A 20,161-nucleotide genomic window follows, 5' to 3' on the forward strand; every position below is an offset into this window, starting at 1 on the left:
GTGAATTAGCTCGTTCCGTCCGGTACAAAAACATAGCCCACACCCCACACGGTCTGGATGTAGCGGGGCGCCGCAGCGTCCACTTCCACCAGCTTGCGCAGGCGCGACACCTGGACGTCCAGGCTGCGGTCAAAGGGCTCAAATTCGCGCCCGCGTGCCAGCAAAGCCAGCTTTTCGCGCGACAGCGGCTGGCGCGGGTGGCGCACCAGGGCCTTGAGCATAGCGAATTCACCGGTGGTCAACGGCAACTCTTCGCCGTTGCGCTGCAAGGCGCGGGTGCCCAGGTCAAACGTGAAGGGGCCAAAGGTGACCACTTCGTTGTCGCCCGAGGGGGCGCCGGGGGCTTCTTGCGCGGGGCGGCGGCGCAGCACGGCGTGGATGCGGGCCAGCAGTTCGCGGGGGTTGAAGGGCTTGCCCAGGTAGTCGTCGGCGCCCACTTCCAGGCCCACGATGCGGTCCACGTCCTCGCCCTTGGCGGTGAGCATGATGATGGGGGTGCGGTCGTTGGCGGCGCGCAGGCGGCGGCAGATGGACAGGCCGTCTTCGCCAGGCATCATCAGGTCCAGCACGATGATGTCTACGGTTTCGCGCAGCAGCAGGCGGTTCAGCGCCTTGCCGTCTTCTGCCACCATGACTTCAAAGCCTTCTTGCGTCAGGTAGCGGCGCAGCAGGTCGCGGATGCGTGCATCGTCATCCACCACCAGAACTTTGTCGGTGCGATTGGTTGTAGTGGCCATATTGCTCTCAAGTCCAATTTGTAACAGAGCCGATTCTGACCAAGTTGGGCGCCGAAGTTCGGCTTTTACCCCCGGGTTTGACCAACTGTTACAAGTTTTGCCCCAGCGTCAACCCTGTCTGACACAGCTTTGCGGCGCGCGCCTACACACTGGGGGTTGGCGTGCGGATAGGCGTTTTGGGCATGGTGCCCAGGCGGGCTGTTCACCGCACCTGAAAGGTCATGGGTTGATGAAAAATGCTATTCGTTTGGTAGCTGCCAGCGCTTTGCTGGCAAGCGCTGGGGCTGTTTTTGCTCAAAATGGAGCGGCCGTGGCAGTGGCCGCTGAGCCGCGCAATGTGGTGCAGTTGTCTGCCGCAGGTTTGGTGGAGGTGCAGCAGGATGTGCTGGTGATCACCCTCACGGCCAGCAAGGACGCCCCCACGCTGGCTGTGGCCCAGACGCAGCTCAAGCAGGCGCTGGATGCGGCCCTGACGGAAGCCAAGGCCAGCGCACAGGCCGGGCAGATGGACGTGACCACGGGCTCGTTCAGCCTGTCGCCGCGCTATAGCAAGGACCAAAAAATCGTGGGTTGGCAGGGGCAGGCCGAGTTGACGCTGCAGGGGCGTGATTTCGCTCGCATCACTACCGTTGCAGGCAAGCTCCAGACCATGGCGGTGAGCAACGTGATGTTCACCCTATCGCGGGAGTCCCGTGCCAAGGCCGAGAGTGAGGCCCAATCCCAGGCCATTGAGCAATTCAAGAGCCGCGCAGGGGAGTTGTCGAAAGCCTTTGGCTTTGCGGGCTATGGGTTGCGCGAGGTGAGCGTGTCGGGCCAAGGCATTAGCGTGGCGCCGATGGGCATGCGGCTGTCGCGCGAGAAAATGATGTCGTTCTCTGCGGATGCCCCTGTGCCCGTGCAGCCAGGGCGTGAGCAGGTCAGCATCAGCGTGTCGGGCACGGTGCAGATGCGCTGACCGCGACGTTGGCCCGCGCGGCTCAGTCCAAAGCTGCGCGCAGCGCCTCGTCCACCTCGGCCCGGGTGGTGGGGCGCACGGCGCGGGCCCGTTCTTGCCCCTCTTTCAAAACGATGAGCGTCGGCCACAGCTTGACCTTGTAGCTGCGCCCCAGGCGCTGGCCGGGCCCATCTTCCACCTTGATGTGCTGCACTTGGGGCAGACCTTGCAGCGCCTGTTCGATCAGCGACTGGGCGCCTGTGCAATGCGGGCACCAGGGGGTGCCGAATTCGAGCACCGTGGTGCCTTGCAGCGTGTCCACCGCAGCGCGGGTGGGCGCCTCGGCCAGGTGTTGGGCGGTATATGGCATGGCGCGGGTCCTCGGTTAAATGACGCCGTCAAACACCATCACATCCACCGCATCCCCCACTGCCACATTGCCCTGCTGATGGTGCAGCACGATGAGCCCATTGGCCTGCACCATGGAGCTGAGCACGCCCGAGCCCTGGTTGCCAGTGGTGCGCACTTGCAGGCTGCCGTCGGGGCGGTGGTGACGGTGCCGCGCTGGTATTCGGTGCGGCCGGGCTTTTTGCGGATGGCTTCGGTACTGATGGCGCGCAGCAGGGGCGGGGCAGGGCGGGTGCTGCCCATCATGCGCAGCAGGGCCGGGCGCACAAAGGCCAAGAAGGTCACCATCACCGCCACCGGGTTGCCCGGCAGGCCAAACAGAATGGCGCCACCAGGGTTGGCGTCGATATCATTTTGATAGCTGCCAGCGCTTGCCAATGGTGCGCTAGAGGCTGATTTGGCCTCAAGATTTTGTGCTGCAATGCGCCCCACGGCCATGGGGCGGCCGGGGCGCATGGCGATGCGCCAGAAGGCCACGTCGCCCAGCTTTTTCATCATGGCGCGGGTGTGGTCGGCCTCGCCCACGCTCACGCCGCCGCTGGTGATGATGGCGTCGGCGCGCTGTGCCGCCTCGGTGAAGGCGGCTTCGAGCAGGGCCGGGTCGTCGCGCACCACGCCCATGTCGATCACCTCGACGCCCAGGCGGCAAAGCAGGCCAAACACCGTGTAGCGGTTGCTGTCGTACACGGCGCCTTCGCGCGGGGGCTCGCCCAGGCTCAGGATTTCGTCGCCGGTCGAGAAGTAAGCCACCCGCAGGCGGCGCGACACGGTCACCGTCTTCAGCCCCAGGCTGGCCACCAGGCCCAGTGCGGCGGGGGTGAGCAGCTCGCCCCGCGCCAGGGCCACGCCGCCTTCCATCAGGTCCTCGCCCTTGAAGCGGCGGTTATCGCCCAGGCGCAGCACATCGGCTGCGATGGTGATGTGCTCGCCCTGGGCGGTGGTGAACTCTTGCGGCACCACCGTGTCCAGCCCGGCGGGCATGATGGCGCCGGTCATGATCTTCACGCATTCGCCCGGCTGCACTGCGCCTGCCCAGGCCTTGCCCGCTAGGGCCGTGCCCACGTTGCGCAGCGTCAGCGGCTGGCCTGCCACCAGTTGGTTGCCCGCAAAGGCATAGCCGTCCATGGCCGAGTTGTCGTGGGGCGGCACGCTGATGGGCGAGATCACATCGCACGCCAGCACGCGGCCCAGGGCCTCGAAGATGCCGACTTCTTGCGTGCCCTCCACGGGCTGCACCAGGGCCTGCAAAAACGCGTTGACCTGGTCTGCGTGCAGGGCCTGGGGGTCGTAGCCTGCCAGTTCGGCGGCAATCTGGGCGATGGATTTCATGCGAAAACGGTGGTTGGGTCGGGGAGTCAAAACGGCGCGTTGCCCCTTGTGCGGGCCGTGCTCTAGGTTGCGGGCGTTGCGGTGGCGATGGTGACCGATGGGGTGGGCGCCGAGGGTAGCAAAAGCAGCATGTGCAGTTTGTCGTATGGCACACCGTTCACCACGATCGCGCCCGGCAGCAGGCCCCAGGCGCGAAAGCCCGCCTGCTCGTACAGCCGCACCACATGGGTGTTGCTGGCCGTGACGGTGAGCACCAGTTGCGTCAGCCCCGGCACTTGCCGTGCCAACTGGATGCAGGCTGCCACCAGTTGCTGCCCAATGCCACGGCGCTGGGCCTGGGGCGACACCATCATGCCCACCACCACGGCGCAGTGCTGCTGTTTGGTGCGCTGCTCGCGTTCGCAGCCTACACAGCCCAGCAGGGCGCCGCTGTCGTCAAACGCACCCAGAAAGAACTGGCCCGACGGGGGGTTGCCAAACCGCTCCACATAGCTTTCGGCAGACCGACCCACCGAGGATTCGTAGTCGGAGGTGAACGCATCGGGCGCGCTGCGTAGGGCTTCGTCGCGCAAGGCCTTGTAGGCCACGGCATCGCTGGCCTGCAGGGGGCGTATCTGCACGGCAGTGCGCTCCAAGGTGGCACCTGGGTGTGGCATGGTCAGCTGGCGCGTTCCAGCGCCTGCAGCTCGGCCAGCGTGTTGGCGTTGAAGAACGCCTTGGGGTCGTCACCGGGTTGGTCAAACGGCACCACGGCGCAAGGGTGCAGGGCCGTCCAGGCGTCAATCTTGCGGCCCCCAGCCTGGGTGAAGCGCACCAGGCTTTCCAGCAGGTCCACCCGCAGCAGGCAAAACACCGGCTGCGTGCGCACGGTAGTCTGGCCGGTGCCGTCGTCCTCAGGGGCGGCCGCCATGGCGATGTCTGCTTGTTGCGCGTCAGCCGCCTGTGCCATGCGGGCGGCCAAGTCCAGCGGAAACAGCGGGGTATCGCACGGCACCGTCAGCAGCCAGGGGGTTTCGCAGTGTTCCAGCCCAGTCAAAAAACCGGCCAGCGGGCCTGCGTAGTCGTTGCTGGCATCGGGCCACACAGGGGCGCCAAACGACTCATAGGCCGCCAGATTGCGGTTGGCATTGACCAATGAGGCGCCCACCTGCATCTGCAGCCGCATCAGGGTGTGCAACGCCAGCGGCAGGCCGCGGAAGTTCTGCAGGCCTTTGTCCACCCCGCCCATGCGGGTGCCTCGGCCCCCGGCGAGGACGAGGCCGGTGATGTTTTGGGTGTCAATCATTGGTGTTCTTTAACTCTTCAAAGGACCGCAAGCCAGAGTTTCCCGTGGCCTTGGCGCTAGAACTGCGTAAGCCAGGGCAGCCAAGCCAGGGCCGCCCCGCCGCGAGGGCTGCGTCCCCCTTCCCGCGCGCAGCGCGAGAGAAGGGGGAAGCGACGCAGTCGCTCAGGGGGTTGTGCCATGTCATCCACCGATATAGCTCATCTCCACCCGCCGCGTGCCCGTGCTGGCATCGGCGGGCAGGCTGCTGCGCAATTCCGAATACCGGTCGCTGCGCTGCTGCCAGATGGGAGCGATGGCTGCGGCAATGTCGGCATCGCTGGCGCCGCTGCGCAGCAGGCTGCGCAGGTCATGCCCTTGGGATGCGAACAGGCACAGGTACAGCTTGCCCTCGGTGGACAGGCGGGCGCGGTTGCAGTCGTGGCAAAACGCCTGCGTCACGCTGCTGATGACGCCCACCTCGCCCAGCGCGCGGTCGTACTGCCCGCTGGCATCGGCATAGCCCCAGCGCTCGGCGGTTTCACCGGGGCTGCTGGGCGACAGGGGCACCAGCGGCAGCTCGGCGCGCAGGCGCGCGATCAGCTCGGCCGAAGGCAGCACCTCGTCCATGCGCCAGCCATTGGTGGCGCCCACGTCCATGTATTCGATGAAGCGCAGCGTAGTGCCTGTGCCGCGAAAGTGGCGGGCCATGGGCAAGATTTCATGGTCATTGGTGCCGCGCTTGACCACCATGTTCACCTTGATCTGCGACAGCCCCGCCGCCTGTGCGGCATCGATGCCTGCCAGCACATCGGCCACCGGAAAGTCCACGTCGTTCATGCGGCGGAAGACTGCGTCGTCCAGCCCGTCCAGGCTCACCGTCACGCGGTTCAAGCCCGCCTCCTTCAACGCCTTGGCCTTGCGTGCCAGCAGCGATCCGTTGGTGGTGAGCGTGAGGTCCGGCGCCTTGCCGTCCACCGTGCGCAGCTGCGCCAGTTGGGCGATGAGGTCTTCGATGTTTTTGCGCAGCAGCGGCTCGCCGCCCGTGAGGCGAATCTTGCGCACCCCGTGCGCCAGAAACAGCGACGCCAGCCGCGTGATTTCTTCAAAGCTCAGCAGCGCGCTGTGGGGCAGGTAGGGGTAGTCCTTGTCGAACACTTCCTTGGGCATGCAGTAGTTGCAGCGGAAGTTGCAGCGGTCCGTCACGCTGATGCGCAGGTCGCGCAGCGGGCGCCCCAGGGTGTCCACCAGCAAGCCAGTGGCCTGCGAGGGGTGCAAAGGAACCAGGGCTGCCAAGTCAGCGCGGCGCAGGTCCACCAGGGGAATGACACGTTCAGCCATGGCCGAATTGTGCCCGAAGGCCTGTTTCCCACACCAGGCAAGTCCTTCATTGTCTTGATCCGCGTCAAGACGCGAGCGGGTTGTGCACTTGGCTGGATCTTCGCCTTGGGCTGCTGGCGGCATATTGATCTGGCGCAAGGGAGTAGGTTGACATTGTCATGACAATTCCATGACCTTCAAGGGTTTACCCCAGTTACTCTGACAGAAAGCAGGCACCGTCATGACATGCAGCAATCCAACCGTGGTTCCGTGGTCGCGCCAACGTCGGCGCCTTGTGCAATGGGTGACGGCGGGCGTGGTGTTGCCCACCTGGGCGGCCTCCGTGCAGGCGCAGATGGCGTTGTCTGCGGCCATCAACGTGTCGGGCTCGTTCCGGGCGATGTCGCAGCGCATGGCCAAGGCCTATTGCCAGCAGCATTTGGGCGTGATGCCCGATGTCGCCCTGGAAGCGTTGGCCAAGGCGCGCAAGCAGGCGCAGGCCGGGGCCGCAGACCTGGCCAAAGGGTCTACTGCGGGGGCCTGGCCTGCCGAGCTGAGCCGGCAGCTGGAAGAAGTGCAAAAGCAGTACAACATCTTGAACACGCTCACGGCGGTGGCGCCTTCCAAGGCATCGGCCGTGGCGGTGGCCGAGCAGGCCGACCGCATGATGGCTGCGGCGCAGACCGCCACCGAGGCGCTGGAAAAGCTGGCTCGCGCACCCAGCGCCAAGCTTGTGGGTTTGGCTGGGCGCCAGCGCATGCTGTCGCAGCGCATGGCCAAGCACTATTTCTTGATGGCTGCGGGCGTGGAGCCCAAGGCATCGCAAACCCAAATGAATGCCGACGCCGCCGAGTTCAAACAGGCGCTGCAAGCCCTGGCGGCAGCGCCAGTGTCCACCGCCGCCATCCGCACCGAGCTGGACCTGGGCCAGGCCCAGTGGCTGTTTTTTGAAACCGCCATGCGCCGCAACCCCGATGCCCAGGGCATGTCTGCTGTGGCCACCACCAGCGAGCGCTTGCTGGAGGTGACGGACCGGCTGACCTCGTTGTACGACGCGGCCCTGCGCGAAGTGCTGGGCTGAGACCGAGAGGGGCGCCTGGTGGTTTTACCGCGGCAGCAGCGTGTATTCCAGCGCCCAGAAGTGCTGCCATTCATGGACCTGCGCGTCGGCTGTGCCATGTGCCACGCAAGCCAGAAGCTCTTCGCGCTCAGGGAAGTTCTTCAGCACCCGGTGCGCAGAGCCATCGCGTAGCGGGCGTTGCTGATAGGTGTCGCCATCGGCATCACGCTCTGAAATCGGGGTGCTGCTGCCCGGCACATACCGGTTGTCCATGAAAACGACCTTGGCCCCTGGCTGCAGCACGCCGTGCAGCCCTTGCAGAAACGTCGCAATGCGCTGGCGTGGAATGTGAGACCACCAGAACCCCGCAAAAGCCGCATCCCAGGGGCGCTGCTCCAGCGTGGCCAGTTGGTAGGCATCGCCCTGCACCAGCGTGACATTGGCTGGCACCCGTGTGCGGGCGATCTCCAGCGTTTGCGGGGCCCCGTCCATGGCCAGCACGGCATGCGCCTGGGGGGCGTAGAACTGCGTCCAGTAGCCGGTGCCGCAGGCAATCTCCAGCACGTTGCGCCCGGCCAATACGGTGGGCAGCCAGTCTTCCATCTGGCGCAGATCGGCCTGCCGCTCGGGCTTGGCGTAGATCTGGTCGTATTCCTTGGCGCGGGCGGCGTAGTAGTCCTGCATGGTCATTTGGGGGGTTACACGCAGCGCGCCCCGTCCACCTCAATGCATACGCCGCTGATGAAGGCGGCCTCATCGCTGGCCAAGTACAGCGCCGCATTCGCCACGTCTTGTGCGGTGGAGAAACGCCCCAGCGGGATGGTGGCCAGGAACTTGGCGCGGCGGGCTTCGTCCACCGGGCCGCCTGCAAATTCCGCTGCCAGCCCGGTGTCGGGGTTGAAGACGGGGTTCAGGCAGTTGACGCGGATGTTGTCGGGCCCCAGCTCGGCCGCCATCGACTTGCTGATGGTGATGACCGCGCCCTTGGAGCCGTTGTACCAGGTCAGGCCCGGGCGGGGGCGCAGTCCGGCGGTGGAGGCAATGTTGATGAGGCTGCCGCCGCCTGCGCGTCGCAGTGCGGGCACGGCGTGGATGGCGCTGAGGTAGATGCTTTTGACGTTGATGGCGAAGACCTTGTCGAACTCTTCTTCGCTCACCTCCAGCATGGGGCGGTTGCGGTGCGTCCAGCCCGCGTTGTTCACCATGGCGTCCAGCTTGCCGAACAGGCGCTCGGCCTCTGCCACCAAGGCCTGGACTTGGGCGGATTGCGTGACATCGGCCTGGAAGAAGGCGGCCTTGCCCCCGGCCGCCGTGATCTCTGCCACCACGCGCTGGCCGCCTGCGGTGTTGATGTCGTTGACCAGCACGTTGGCGCCTTCTTCGGCCAGGCGCTTGGCAATGCCTTCGCCAATGCCATTGCCAGCGCCGGTGACGATGATGGATTTGTTCTGCACGCGCATGCGGGGTCTCCTGGTAAAGGGTGGTTTGCTCTGCTTTTGATAGCTTGTTGCGCTTGATTGGTAAGCGCTAGAGGCTCTTTTTGATTGAAGGGTGCGATGGGCTGGAGGGCTGCACATTGGCCGACCCGCGCCCGTAGAACTGCGGGAAATACTCTTTGACCCCGTTGCCCTCAAAGTCCCACCCTGTGCACTGGCCCAGATGGCGGGGCGGGGTGTCCGGGTCACCACCGCCAAAGGCTGCGGGCAGGGTCTGGAAGGCGGCGGTTGCCATGTTGAACAGCAGCTCGCGCAGGTGGGTACAGCTGGCCACGCCGCCAAGGTGCTGCGCAATGGCCTGCCGCCAGCCGCGCGCCATGCAGGTGCCGACCATGCCTTGCAGTGCGGGGCGGGCCTGGGGGCAGTCTTGCAGCGGGTGGGCATCCATGGCGGCCTCGATGGCGTGCACCACCAGTTGCCGGTCGATGGTGACGCGCAGCCACATGTGGTGAATGGGGTCGCCCGCCATGCGAACGCCTTCGCGCCTGAAGGAGGGCATGTCATGCGCCTTGCTGTCGTGCAGCTCGGCCTCGATGTCCCATAGCCCGTCTTCGCGCTCGTAGCCCTGGTAGGTCACGCGGCGGATATGGCTGGCTTTGCGGGGGGCGGGGGAGAGCAGGGGCATGCGTTTCTATCGTGGCTGGTAGCGAGAGATTGAAACTGGCGCGGTCTTAGCGAGTGCTGCCGCGCAAGGGCCGCCCCGCCGCGCTGGCGGCGTCCCCCTGTAGGGGGAAGACGCGAAGCGGCTCAGGGGGTTATTCATGTTTGATGGCGACGGTCTTCAGGGTGGTGAAGCCATACAGCGCCTCAAACCCCTTCTCGCGCCCGTAGCCGCTGGATTTGACGCCGCCAAACGGCAGCTCCACCCCGCCGCCCGCGCCGTAGTTGTTGATGAACACCTGCCCGCTGTGTACCCGTTTGGCCATGCGGAACTGGCGGGCACCGTCGCGCGTCCAGATGCCTGCCACCAGCCCAAACTGCGTGGCGTTGGCGAGTTCCACCGCGTGGTCTTCGTCCTGGAAGGCCATGGCGCAGAGCACGGGGCCAAACACTTCTTCCTGCGCCAGGCGGTGGCCCACGGGCACATCGCGCAGCAGCGTGGGGGCTTGGTAGAAGCCGCCTTCAGGGGCCTCGTCCACCACCACGCCTTGCGCCACCATGGGGATGCCTGCGACTTGTGCGTCCGACAAAAAGTCCCACACGCGCTGCTGCTGGCTTTGGCGGATCAGCGGGCCCACGTCCAGGTCCATGGCGGCGGGGCCTACGCGCAGCTTTTCAAAAGCGTGGCCCAGGCGCTCCAGCAGGGGCTCGTAGATGAGCGAGTCGATCAGCACGCGCGATCCGGCCGAGCAGGTCTGCCCGGCGTTTTGCACGATGGCGTTGAGCACCACCGGCACAGCGGCGTCCAGGTCGGCATCGGCAAAGATGATTTGGGGGCTCTTGCCGCCCAGCTCCAGCGTCACGGGGCAGTGGCGCTCGGCGGCCACCTGCTGGATGAGCGTGCCCACCTTGGGGCTGCCGGTGAAGCTGATGTGGTCGATGCCGGGGTGGCGCGCCAGTGCGTCGCCCACCTCGTGGCCGTAGCCGGTGACGATGTTGATGGCGCCCGGCGGAAAGCCCACCTCGGCCGCCAGTTGCGCCACGCGGATGAGCGACAGGCAGGCGTCTTCAGCAGGCTTCACAACGCACACATTGCCCGCCGCCAGCGCGCCGCCCACGCTGCGGCCAAAGATCTGCATGGGGTAGTTCCACGGGATGATGTGGCCGGTGACGCCATGCGGCTCGCGCCAGGTGAGCACGCTGTAGCCGTCCAGGTAGGGGATGGTTTCGCCATGCAGCTTGTCGCAGGCCCCGGCGTAGAACTCAAAGTAGCGCGCCAGCGCCAGGGCATCGGCACGGGCTTGTTTGGTGGGCTTACCGCAGTCGCGCTGCTCCAGCGCCGTCAGCTCGTCGGCATGTTCCAGCACCTTGGCCGAGAGCTTTTGCAGCAGCCGCCCCCGGTCTGCCGGGGCCATGCGTTGCCACACCGCGTGGTAGCACTGGCGCGCAGCGTGCACGGCCGTGTCGATGTCGGCGGCATTGCTGCGCTGAATGTCGTCAAAGGGCTGGCCGTCAGAAGGATCCACCACCGCAAGCGTGCGGCCGGAGGCAGACGGAACGGAGGCGTTGGCGATGTAGTTCAGTTGCATGGTGCCATTCTGCATAGAAATCGAATGCGTGCTTACTATTAAACAAATGGACCGCTAGGGATTCTCTGCACGAATCCCCGTGCGAGATGCTTGAGCAAGCCTGCTGCCAGGACAATACGCTCATGAAGCAAAGCAGCCTGGGCCTGAGCAATACCACCAAGCGCACGCGTAAGCGCGAGTTCCTTGATGCGATGGAGTTGGTGGTGCCCTGGGCCGAGTTGCTCTCGCTCATTGAGCCCTACGCCCCAGAGATCGGACGCCGGGGCCAGCAGCCCTTTGCAGTGCAGACCCTGCTGCGTATCCATTTCATGCAGCAGTGGTTCAAGCTCAGCGATCCAGCCATGGAAGAGGCGCTGCACGACGTGCCAGCCTTTCGGGACTTTGCGGGCCTATCGCACTGGGACGAGCACATCCCCAGTGAATCGAGCATCCTGCGTTTTCGGCATCTGCTAGAGCGCCACAAGCTGGCCGATCAGATCCTCGCTACGGTTAATGCCCTTCTGCAAGCCAAAGGGCTGCAACTCAAAGCAGGCACGGTGGTGGATGCCACGCTCATTGCAGCGCCGACATCCACCAAAAACGAAGGCAAGGCGCGAGACCCCGAGATGCACCAAAGCAAGAAGGGCAACGAGTGGTACTTTGGTATGAAGGTTCACATCGGGGTGGACGCCGAATCGGGCTTGGTGCACAGCGTGCGAGGCACCAGCGGCAATGTGAGCGACGTGATCGAAGCCAACAGTCTGCTGCACGGGCAAGAAACGGATGCCTTTGGCGATGCGGGCTATCAAGGGGTAGACAAGCGGGCCGATGCCAACAAGAACGTACGCTGGCATGTGGCCATGCGCCCAGGGTTGCGTCGAGCCCTGAACAAAGACAAACCTGTAGATGCGCTGATCGAGCAACTTGAACGCACCAAGGCGAGCATCCGGGCCAAGGTGGAGCACCCGTTCAGGGTGCTCAAGCAGCAGTTCGGATACGTGAAGGTGCGCTACCGAGGGCTCAAGAAGAACTCGGCGCAGATCGTCACACTGTTTGCGTTGGGGAATCTGTGGATGGCAAGGCACAAGCTGCTGGCGAGCATGGGGAAAGTGCGCGTGCAGGGAGCGTGACGCCCAAGTACCAGGGGCCAATGGCCCCCGCACAGCGTCTGAGGGTGCCCTGCTCACGCCAAAGTTACTCAACGCGAGTGCTTTTTACTTCGCACATCACCGTGGCACAACCAGAACCGATTCGTGAAGAGCCTCCCTAGCGCCTGTAAAACAAGCGACAGCAGCTATTGTTTTGATAGTGAGGGTGGGTGAGGTCTCACGCGTAGATGCGCCGCAGTCCGGCCAGGTCCATGATCTCCACCTCGCCGCGCTGCACGCGCACCAGCTGGCGCGCTTCCAGGTCTTTGAGGATCTGGTTGGTGGTCTGGCGCGAGATCGACAGCATTTGCGATAGCTGCTCTTGCGACAGCGCAATCACCCGGCGGGTCAGGCCCCCGGCGTTCCACTGGCCGTAGCCCTCGGCCATCATCACCAGCCTGCGGGCCAGGCGCTGTGGGGCGGGCAGCAGGGCGGCGTCTTCCAGCGCGATGAAGGCGGTGCGCAGCTTGTCGGTCACCAGCAGGGCCAGGGCGTGCCAGTGCTCGGGGTGGGTGCGCAGCCAGTCTTGCAGGGCGTCGTGGGGCACGTGCAGCAGGGTGCATGGCTCGGCCGCCACGGCGTCGTGGCTGCGGGCGTTGCCGTCAAACACCGATATTTCGCCAAACCACTGGGGCGGCTCCAGCCGGGTGAGCAGGGCCGAGCGCGCATCGTCGGCCCGCCCGCCGGTGCCTGACACGCTGAGCGCACCGCGCAGCACGGCGTACAGCCCACAGGGCGCATCGCCCCGCAAAAACAGCGCCTGGCCTACGGCCAGCTGGCGGATGCGGCCCATGCGGATCAGGGCGTCAGAAAAATCAGAGGGCAGCTGGGCAAACCAGCGGCCCGATTGGAGTGCCAAAAGGTGGTCGGAGACTTCGGTCGTCATGCAGGTCAAGAAAAGCAGCGGGCTTTGGCGGGGCCGGTGAGGCCGTTCAGGCGGTTAAGGCCAAAAATGGCGGGTAAGGCCGTGGTGTCGTGGGGGCAGAGGTGATGGCGGTGAGGAGGTCAGTAGCAGGGCGGGCGCCGATTTTTGTCGGCTGCACGACAGACGTTAGCGCCATTCACGCCAGACATTCGATCCTGCGCAAAACAACGAACGGAGACACCCATGAAAACCCTGATCGACCACCTGGCCCAGTACGCCGCCTACCACCGCGACCCCCGCAACATCCATACCCATTTTGTGGGCGTGCCCATGATCATGTTTGCGGTGGTGTTGCTGCTCTCGCGCCCCGTGTGGTGGGTGGCGGGAGTGCCCGCCAGCCCTGCGCTGGTGTGTGCGGTGGCGGCGGGCGCCTTTTACCTGCGGCTGGACTTGCGCCTGGGGCTGGTGATGGCGGCCCTGCTGGCCGCCATGCTGGCGCTGGCCCAGGCCATGGCGCCGCTGGCCACCACAGCGTGGCTGCTGTGGGGCGTGGGCCTGTTTACCGTGGGCTGGGTGATCCAGTTTGTGGGGCATTACTACGAAGGGCGCAAACCCGCGTTTGTGGACGACATCATGGGCTTGCTGGTGGGGCCGCTGTTTGTGGTGGCCGAGTGGGGCTTTGCGCTGGGCCTGCGCAAAGAGGTGCAGGCAGCCATTGAACAGCGCAGCGGCCCGGTGCGCCTGCGTGACCTGGGCCGGGCGGCTTGATGGGCTGCAGCCTTCTCACTTCGAAGACGGAGTGTGGATGAAAATGCCCGCTAGCGCTCAATGGTCAAGCGCTAGCAGCTATGAATTTGGTAGCGGCGGGTATGTGTCTGGATGCAGACAGCGTCAGCCCCGCTCGCCCACCAGCGTGAAGCGGCTGCGGTTGCGCTGCAGCCATTCGCCAGACAGCGGGCTGGCTTGCTGGCTGGGGTGAAAGTCGCGGCGCAGGTAGGCCTTCCAGGGGCGCCAGGTGTGGCGCACCAGCCCGGCGGGGCCCATCAGCGTGCGCCATGCGCTGGCCCAGGTGCTGGGCCGGTACAGGCTGCCATCGCGGTGCAGGTTGTGCACGGTTTGGCGCGTCACATCCAGCACAAACATGAGCGTGGTGCGCCGAAACCAGACGATGCGCCAGCGGTGGTCGCCACCCAGCGCCTGGTAGATGTCAAACGCGGTGTTCTTGTGCTCGGCCTCTTCGGCGCTGTGCCACAGCCACAGGGTTTGCAGGCGCTCTTCGCTGCCTTCGAGCATGTCGGGGTGGCCCAGCAGCCATTCGGCCAGCACGGCCGTGAAGTGTTCATTGGCCGCTGTGACGGCCAGGGCGTGGCGCGGGTCCAGGCCTTCAAATTGTTTGCGCTGCTTTTCGATGGACTGGGCCCACAGGTTGCGCAGCCCGCGCTGCTCCAGGTGGCTGTTGAACAGGCCATGGATGCGGCGGTGTGTGGCCTCTTGCCCGATAAAACCGCGCACCTCGCTGGCATAGCGGGCGTGCTGCTCGGGGGGCATGGATTTGTGGCCATCTCGCACGGCATCGATGAAGAACTGCTCGCCCATCGGAAAGCTCATCGACAGCGCATTGAACAGCGCCGTGCGAAACGCATCGCCCCCGCACCAGTGCTGCGCCATGGGCTGGGCCAGGTCAATCAACAGGCGGCGAACGACCAGTTCGGTCATGGCTGTGTCTCCTTCAAACAGTAACGCACGCACTGCCATCGTGAAGAGGGCGGGCGCAGGCGTCAATCAATGTTTGCGCAAGACGCTGCGCCCGCCGCCTATGGCTTGATGCGAATCAGGCGGATCGCCCCCGTGCGCATGGAGGGCCTGTGCGCCATCACCCCCCGTGGAACTTGACCACCAGCGGCACGATGAGCAGCGCCACGATGTTGATGATCTTGATCAGCGGATTGATGGCCGGGCCTGCGGTGTCCTTGTAGGGGTCGCCCACCGTGTCGCCCGTCACGGCGGCCTTGTGCGCCTCAGAGCCCTTGCCGCCGTGGTGGCCGTCTTCGATGTACTTCTTGGCGTTGTCCCACGCGCCGCCGCCCGTGCACATGCTGATGGCCACAAACAGCCCCGTGACGATGGTGCCCATCAGCAGCCCGCCCAGCGCCTTGGGGCCCAGCAGCAGGCCCACCACCACGGGCACGACCACAGGCAGCAGGCTGGGGACCACCATCTCCTTGATGGCGGCGGTGGTGAGCATGTCCACTGCCTTGCCGTACTCGGGCTTGCCGGTGCCGTCCATGATGCCGGGGATGGTGCTGAACTGGCGGCGCACCTCCACCACCACGGCACCGGCGGCGCGGCCCACGGCCTCCATGGCCATCGCGCCAAACAGGTAGGGGATGAGGCCGCCGATGAACAGGCCCACGATGACCAGCGGGTCCGACAGGTCGAACGTGATGACGCGGCCGTAGCTTTCGAGCTTGTGCGTGTAGTCGGCAAACAGCACCAGCGCGGCCAGCCCGGCCGAGCCGATGGCGTAGCCCTTGGTCACGGCCTTGGTGGTGTTGCCCACGGCGTCCAGCGGGTCGGTGATGTCGCGCACGCTGCTGGGCAGCTCGGCCATCTCGGCAATACCGCCCGCGTTGTCGGTGATGGGGCCATAGGCATCCAGCGCCACCACGATGCCCGCCATGCTTAGCATGGACATGGCGGCCACCGCAATGCCATACAGCCCGGCCAACTGGTAGGCCGAGAGGATGGCCAGGCACACAAAGATCACCGGCCAGGCGGTGGACCGCATCGACACGCCCAGGCCCGCAATGATGTTGGTGCCGTGGCCTGTGGTGGATGCCTGGGCGATGTGCTGCACGGGCGAGTATTGCGTGCCGGTGTAGAACTCGGTGATCCACACCAGCGCGGCCGTCAGCACCAGCCCGGTGGCGCAGGCGCCGAACAGCTTCATCTGGCTGCCGCTGGCGGCGATGGCGTTGTCCGGAATGATCCACACCGTGACGAAGTAAAAGGCAATGAGCGACAGCACCCCCGCAATCGCCAGCCCCTTGTACAGCGCAGGCATCACGTTCTTCATGCCCGGCGTGGCCTTGACGAAAAAGCAGCCAATGATGGACGCAATGATGGACACGGCCCCCAGCGCCAGGGGGTAGACCACGGCGCTCACGGCGGCAGAGCCCACCAGCAGGGCCCCCAGCACCATGGTGGCGATCAGCGTCACGGCATAGGTCTCGAACAGGTCGGCCGCCATGCCGGCACAGTCGCCCACGTTGTCGCCCACGTTGTCGGCAATCACGGCGGGGTTGCGCGGGTCGTCTTCGGGGATGCCTGCTTCGACCTTACCCACCAGGTCTGCGCCCACGTCGGCGCCCTTGGTGAAGATGCCGCCGCCCAGGCGCGCAAAGATGGAAATGAGCGACGAGCCAAATGCAAACCCGATCAGCGGGTTGAGCAGCGTGGCCAGATGGGCCGTGGGCGTGAGGTTGCCGTTGCCCGCCAGGAACCAGAAGAACCCGGTGACGCCCAAGAGGCCCAGCCCCACCACCAGCATGCCAGTGATGGCCCCGCCGCGAAACGCCACATCGAGCGCCGGGCCAATGCCCTGTGTGGCCGCCTGCGCCGTGCGCACGTTGGCCTTCACCGAGACATTCATGCCGATGAAGCCGCAGGCCCCCGAGAGCACCGCGCCCACCACGAAGCCCACCGCCGTGGTGCCGTCCAGGAAGATGCCAATGAGAACCGCCAGCACCACGCCGACGATGGCGATGGTCTTGTACTGGCGTGCGAGGTAGGCCGCAGCGCCCGCCTGGATGGCGGCTGCGATCTCCTGCATGCGGGCGTTGCCAGGGTCTTTGGCCAGGATCCAGCCCCGGGCCCAGATGCCGTAGGCCACGGCCACCAGTCCGCAGACCAGGGCGAGAAGAAGGGGAGGGGTCATTGCTGCGCTATCAGCCATTCGGTGCTCCTATGAATGCAGTTGCACGGATGGAAACACGACGCATCGGTGGTGCTTCCGCTGCGTTGCTTCCTCGGGCCCCGCGCTGCAGGGCCGATTGGCCAACGTGCTCAATTTACAGCCAAAGCCCCAAATGCAAGCGGGTAGAAAGGGGTGTGCCCCTAAAATCAGGGTTAATCCCGACGCAATATGGCATGCCATGCTTCGCGGGTTACCGTTGCTAACCACTATTTTTAAAGACATGTCCCTCAACAACGTCACCCCCGGCAAGAACCTTCCAGAGTCCTTCAACGTGGTCATCGAAATCCCGATGAATGCGGACCCGATCAAGTACGAAGTAGACAAGGAGTCGGGCGCCATTTTTGTGGACCGTTTCATGACCACGGCCATGCACTACCCCACCAACTATGGCTACGTGCCCCAGACCCTGTCGGGCGACGGTGACCCAGTGGACGTGCTGGTGATCACGCCTTATCCCCTGCACCCTGGTGTGGTGGTGACTTGCCGCCCTCTGGGCATCCTGATGATGGAAGACGAGGCTGGTGTGGATGGCAAGGTCATCGCGGTGCCCACTTCCAAGATCCTGCCCATGTACGACCACTGGAAGAACATTGACGACGTGAACGGCATGCGCCGCAACGCCATCGCTCACTTCTTCGAGCACTACAAAGACCTGGAAAAGGGCAAGTGGGTCAAGGTGCTGGGCTGGGAAGGCATTGACGCCGCCAAGAAGGAAATCACCGACGGCGTGGCCAACTACCAAAAGACCCAGGCCTGATCGTTCAGGCGCTTGCGCCCCGCAGAGGCTTGAATCAGGCCTCTGTGAATCCTTCCATTCTTCCGATGGAACCAATGCACGCAGTACCGCGTGCATTTTTTTTGCCTGGCCGCAGCCCAGCGCCGCCTGTAGTGCTGGGTTGTGCCCCTGCGGAGTGCGCTTTGGTCGATGCTTGCTCCACGTCAAACACTACCCAAACACCTTGCTGAGGCGTACGATGGTTTGTATATATTTGATAAATGCGAATCGCTATTTTTAACAATTTATACATCGCGTCGCTGCGATAGCTTGGCTTTCTAAGCGGTTAATATTGTCATTCAATGTTTAAATTGATAAAATTGATGCAAATGTAAAAAATTTGAAGCATAATCCATATGCGCGTGTCTCTTCACCTGTGAGTGCGCGAGCGATAACAGTGGATTGCCTGGAGGCCGCAGTATGGACGCGGTGCTCGACCGGAGACAGCATCCGTGCCTTGAGGGGGCAGGGTGGCAGGTGCAGGCAAGCCTTTTTTGCAGAGAACTACCATGAATCAACTCAAAATCGGTACCCGCTTGGGATTGGCCTTTGGCCTTGTCTTGCTGATCACGGCCCTGCTTGCCACGCTGGGCGTTTGGCGCTTGTCCACACTCAAAGAGGCGACGGCCCGAATCGCGTCTGTTGACATTGAGCGCAATGAACTGGCGATCCATTGGAAGGCCGCGATCAATCTGAACTGGGTGCGTGCCTCGGCGGCACTCAAGACCTCGGATGCGGGCTACATCACCGCGCTGGGCAATGAAATGGCGGCGACCACCAAGGACGTGTCTGAGAAGCAGAAGACGCTTGAAGCCCTGATGGAGGGGGCTCGGGGCAAAGAGTTGATGGCCAAAGTGGCCGCTGAGCGCAAAGTGTATGTGGATGCACGGGCCAAGTTGCTGGAGCGCAAGAAGACCGGCGAAGACGTCTTTGCCCTGGTGGACAGCGAGCTGCGCCCCCTGGCCCAAAACTACATCAAAGCCCTGGACAACGTGACCGACTACACCAAGGCAGAGCTGGACGCTTTTGAGACGTCTGTCATCAGTGGGACCGAGACAAGCCAATGGACGCTGGGTGTGGGGGCCGGTGTGTCTTTGCTGATGGGGCTGCTGTTTGCCGTGTGGGCTACGCGTTCCATCACCACCCCGGTGCAGCGCGCGGTAGAGGCAGCCGAAGAAATCAGCCGGGGCAATTTGTCGATCGACATTGACGCCCAGGGCAAGGACGAGCCTGCCCGCCTGCTGCACGCCCTGGCGGAGATGCAGCAAAGCCTGTCGCGCATCGTGGGCCATGTGCGTGAAGGCTCTGAGAACGTGGCGACGGCCTCGTCAGAAATTGCCCAGGGCAACAACGACCTGAGTGCGCGCACCGAGCAGCAAGCCAGTGCCTTGCAGCAGACCGCCGCATCGATGGAGCAACTCAATTCCACCGTGCGCCAGAACGCGGACAACGCCCGCCAGGCCAACCAGTTGGCCATGAGTGCGTCCACCGTGGCTGTGCAAGGTGGCGATGTGGTGGGCCAGGTGGTTGAGACCATGAAGGGCATCAACGACAGCTCGCGCAAGATCAGCGACATCATTGGTGTGATCGATGGCATTGCCTTCCAGACCAACATCCTGGCTTTGAACGCAGCGGTGGAAGCCGCCCGCGCGGGTGAGCAAGGCCGTGGCTTTGCCGTGGTGGCCAGCGAGGTGCGCAGCCTGGCCGGTCGCTCGGCTGAGGCGGCCAAGCAGATCAAGACGCTGATCAACGACAGCGTGGAGCGAGTGGAGCAGGGCACCGCGTTGGTGGATCAGGCTGGCAACACCATGACCGAGGTGGTGGGCGCCATCAAGCGCGTGACGGACCTGATGGGTGAGATCAGTGCGGCCAGCAACGAACAAAGCCAGGGCGTGAGCCAGGTGGGCGAAGCCGTGACGCAGATGGACCAAGTCACGCAGCAGAACGCTGCCTTGGTGGAAGAAATGGCCGCCGCGGCCAGCAGCCTGAACAACCAGGCGCAAGACTTGGTGAGCACGGTGGCGTTTTTCAAGCTCTCGCCCGCCGATGAGCAAAGCGCCCAGGCCCACCGTGCGCAGGCTGCGGCACCACGCGCGCACTTTGCTTCGGCCCGCGTGGCGGCACCTGCGGCCAAGGCCTTGGGTCGCAGCGCAGGTGGTAGCGGGCATGGCGGCGCCTCTTTGGGCGTGAATCTGGACAACGCCATTCAAGCCCATGCCAATTGGCGCGCCAAGCTGCGCACGGCTGTGACGCAGCGCGAGAGCTTGGACGCCGACACAGTGTCGCGCGACGATTGCTGTGAGCTGGGCAAGTGGCTGCATGGCGCTGGCGGCTCCCAATACGGCGGCAAGCCTTCGTTTGTGAATTTGTTGGAGTCGCACCGCCAGTTCCACCAAGAAGCTGGCAAGGTGGCGCGCCTGATCAATCAGAGGGCTTACGAAGAAGCCGAAAAACAGTTGGAGAACAACACAGGCTTTTCCAATGCGTCGCAAAAAGTGGGTACTGCCGTGATCCAACTGGCCAAGGAGTTGAAGGTCAAGATGGCTGCTGCGTCCGCTCCCAAGGCGGCTGCGCCTGTGCGCCAAGTGCCTTTCAGCAGTGCGGCCAAGCCCAAAGCGGCTGGGGGCGACGATGGGGATTGGGAGTCGTTCTGACAGCGCTTAGCCCTGAGGGCTCAGACCCTT

Annotated in this window: 18 protein-coding genes and 1 pseudogene; 6 read left to right on the plus strand and 13 right to left on the minus strand. The window is 64.4% G+C overall.

Annotated elements, in window-relative coordinates; all coding sequences use genetic code 11:
• Positions 1-5: 5 nt before the first annotated feature.
• A complete protein-coding gene (ompR, locus tag EAG14_RS08515) occupies positions 6-737 on the minus strand; it encodes a two-component system response regulator OmpR (RefSeq protein WP_010460834.1) in 732 nt (243 codons plus the stop codon).
• A 229-nt stretch (positions 738-966) separates the two neighbouring features.
• On the opposite strand from ompR, the gene EAG14_RS08520 reads away from it, so the two are divergent.
• Positions 967-1,692, plus strand: a complete 726-nt coding sequence (locus tag EAG14_RS08520) for an SIMPL domain-containing protein (protein ID WP_121728590.1) — start codon at positions 967-969, stop codon at positions 1,690-1,692.
• Between the two features lie 22 nt (positions 1,693-1,714).
• Here EAG14_RS08520 and EAG14_RS08525 read toward each other — a convergent pair whose 3' ends face one another.
• From EAG14_RS08525 to moaA, 5 genes and pseudogenes are all read right to left on the minus strand, one after another.
• Positions 1,715-2,041 carry a thioredoxin family protein gene (locus tag EAG14_RS08525; protein ID WP_121728591.1) on the minus strand — a complete coding sequence of 109 codons (327 nt, stop codon included), beginning with the start codon at positions 2,039-2,041 and terminating at the stop codon, positions 1,715-1,717.
• A gap of 15 nt (positions 2,042-2,056) precedes the next feature.
• Positions 2,057-3,408: pseudogene (gene glp, locus EAG14_RS08530) on the minus strand (gephyrin-like molybdotransferase Glp).
• A 62-nt stretch (positions 3,409-3,470) separates the two neighbouring features.
• The gene (locus EAG14_RS08535) at positions 3,471-4,064 is read right to left on the minus strand and encodes a GNAT family N-acetyltransferase (RefSeq protein WP_099741392.1); all 594 of its coding nucleotides are present in this window, start codon (positions 4,062-4,064) and stop codon (positions 3,471-3,473) included.
• A gap of 2 nt (positions 4,065-4,066) precedes the next feature.
• Positions 4,067-4,693, minus strand: coding sequence for a molybdenum cofactor guanylyltransferase MobA (gene mobA, locus EAG14_RS08540; protein ID WP_121728592.1), 627 nt, complete (start codon positions 4,691-4,693; stop codon positions 4,067-4,069).
• A 180-nt stretch (positions 4,694-4,873) separates the two neighbouring features.
• Complete coding sequence (moaA, locus tag EAG14_RS08545) at positions 4,874-6,010, minus strand: GTP 3',8-cyclase MoaA (RefSeq protein ID WP_099741390.1); 1,137 nt, start codon at positions 6,008-6,010, stop codon at positions 4,874-4,876.
• 220 nt (positions 6,011-6,230) lie between these two features.
• Here moaA and EAG14_RS08550 point away from each other — a divergent pair, with 220 nt between their 5' ends.
• A complete protein-coding gene (locus tag EAG14_RS08550; RefSeq protein WP_121728593.1) occupies positions 6,231-7,070 on the plus strand; it encodes a type IV pili methyl-accepting chemotaxis transducer N-terminal domain-containing protein in 840 nt (279 codons plus the stop codon).
• A 24-nt stretch (positions 7,071-7,094) separates the two neighbouring features.
• Here the strand turns inward: EAG14_RS08550 and EAG14_RS08555 are convergent, their stop codons facing one another.
• From EAG14_RS08555 to EAG14_RS08570, 4 genes are all read right to left on the minus strand, one after another.
• Positions 7,095-7,733 carry a class I SAM-dependent methyltransferase gene (locus EAG14_RS08555; RefSeq protein WP_121730374.1) on the minus strand — a complete coding sequence of 213 codons (639 nt, stop codon included), beginning with the start codon at positions 7,731-7,733 and terminating at the stop codon, positions 7,095-7,097.
• Positions 7,734-7,747: 14 nt separating this feature from the next.
• Positions 7,748-8,509 (minus strand): SDR family oxidoreductase, encoded by a 762-nt coding sequence (locus EAG14_RS08560; RefSeq protein WP_121728594.1) that lies wholly within the window; start codon positions 8,507-8,509, stop codon positions 7,748-7,750.
• Between the two features lie 67 nt (positions 8,510-8,576).
• A complete protein-coding gene (locus tag EAG14_RS08565) occupies positions 8,577-9,170 on the minus strand; it encodes a DUF2889 domain-containing protein (protein ID WP_121728595.1) in 594 nt (197 codons plus the stop codon).
• A gap of 130 nt (positions 9,171-9,300) precedes the next feature.
• Entirely contained in the window at positions 9,301-10,734 is a 1,434-nt protein-coding gene (locus EAG14_RS08570) for an aldehyde dehydrogenase family protein (protein WP_121730375.1), read from the minus strand.
• A gap of 122 nt (positions 10,735-10,856) precedes the next feature.
• Between EAG14_RS08570 and EAG14_RS08575 the strand changes: the two genes are divergently transcribed.
• A complete protein-coding gene (locus tag EAG14_RS08575; protein ID WP_121730376.1) occupies positions 10,857-11,843 on the plus strand; it encodes an IS5 family transposase in 987 nt (328 codons plus the stop codon).
• 196 nt (positions 11,844-12,039) lie between these two features.
• Here EAG14_RS08575 and EAG14_RS08580 read toward each other — a convergent pair whose 3' ends face one another.
• Complete coding sequence (locus EAG14_RS08580; protein WP_121728596.1) at positions 12,040-12,747, minus strand: Crp/Fnr family transcriptional regulator; 708 nt, start codon at positions 12,745-12,747, stop codon at positions 12,040-12,042.
• A 222-nt stretch (positions 12,748-12,969) separates the two neighbouring features.
• Here EAG14_RS08580 and EAG14_RS08585 point away from each other — a divergent pair, with 222 nt between their 5' ends.
• On the plus strand, positions 12,970-13,494 hold the full coding sequence (locus tag EAG14_RS08585) for a DUF962 domain-containing protein (protein ID WP_121728597.1): 525 nt from the start codon (positions 12,970-12,972) through the stop codon (positions 13,492-13,494).
• A gap of 123 nt (positions 13,495-13,617) precedes the next feature.
• Here EAG14_RS08585 and EAG14_RS08590 read toward each other — a convergent pair whose 3' ends face one another.
• Positions 13,618-14,442 (minus strand): metal-dependent hydrolase, encoded by an 825-nt coding sequence (locus EAG14_RS08590; RefSeq protein ID WP_121730377.1) that lies wholly within the window; start codon positions 14,440-14,442, stop codon positions 13,618-13,620.
• A gap of 157 nt (positions 14,443-14,599) precedes the next feature.
• The gene (locus EAG14_RS08595) at positions 14,600-16,681 is read right to left on the minus strand and encodes a sodium-translocating pyrophosphatase (RefSeq protein ID WP_121728598.1); all 2,082 of its coding nucleotides are present in this window, start codon (positions 16,679-16,681) and stop codon (positions 14,600-14,602) included.
• Between the two features lie 241 nt (positions 16,682-16,922).
• Between EAG14_RS08595 and ppa the strand changes: the two genes are divergently transcribed.
• Complete coding sequence (gene ppa / locus EAG14_RS08600; RefSeq protein WP_121728599.1) at positions 16,923-17,459, plus strand: inorganic diphosphatase; 537 nt, start codon at positions 16,923-16,925, stop codon at positions 17,457-17,459.
• 527 nt (positions 17,460-17,986) lie between these two features.
• Positions 17,987-20,131, plus strand: a complete 2,145-nt coding sequence (locus EAG14_RS08605; protein ID WP_121728600.1) for a methyl-accepting chemotaxis protein — start codon at positions 17,987-17,989, stop codon at positions 20,129-20,131.
• Positions 20,132-20,161 lie beyond the last annotated feature (30 nt).

The sequence above is a fragment of the Acidovorax sp. 1608163 genome (genome assembly GCF_003669015.1).
In the GTDB taxonomy this organism is placed as follows: domain Bacteria; phylum Pseudomonadota; class Gammaproteobacteria; order Burkholderiales; family Burkholderiaceae_C; genus Acidovorax.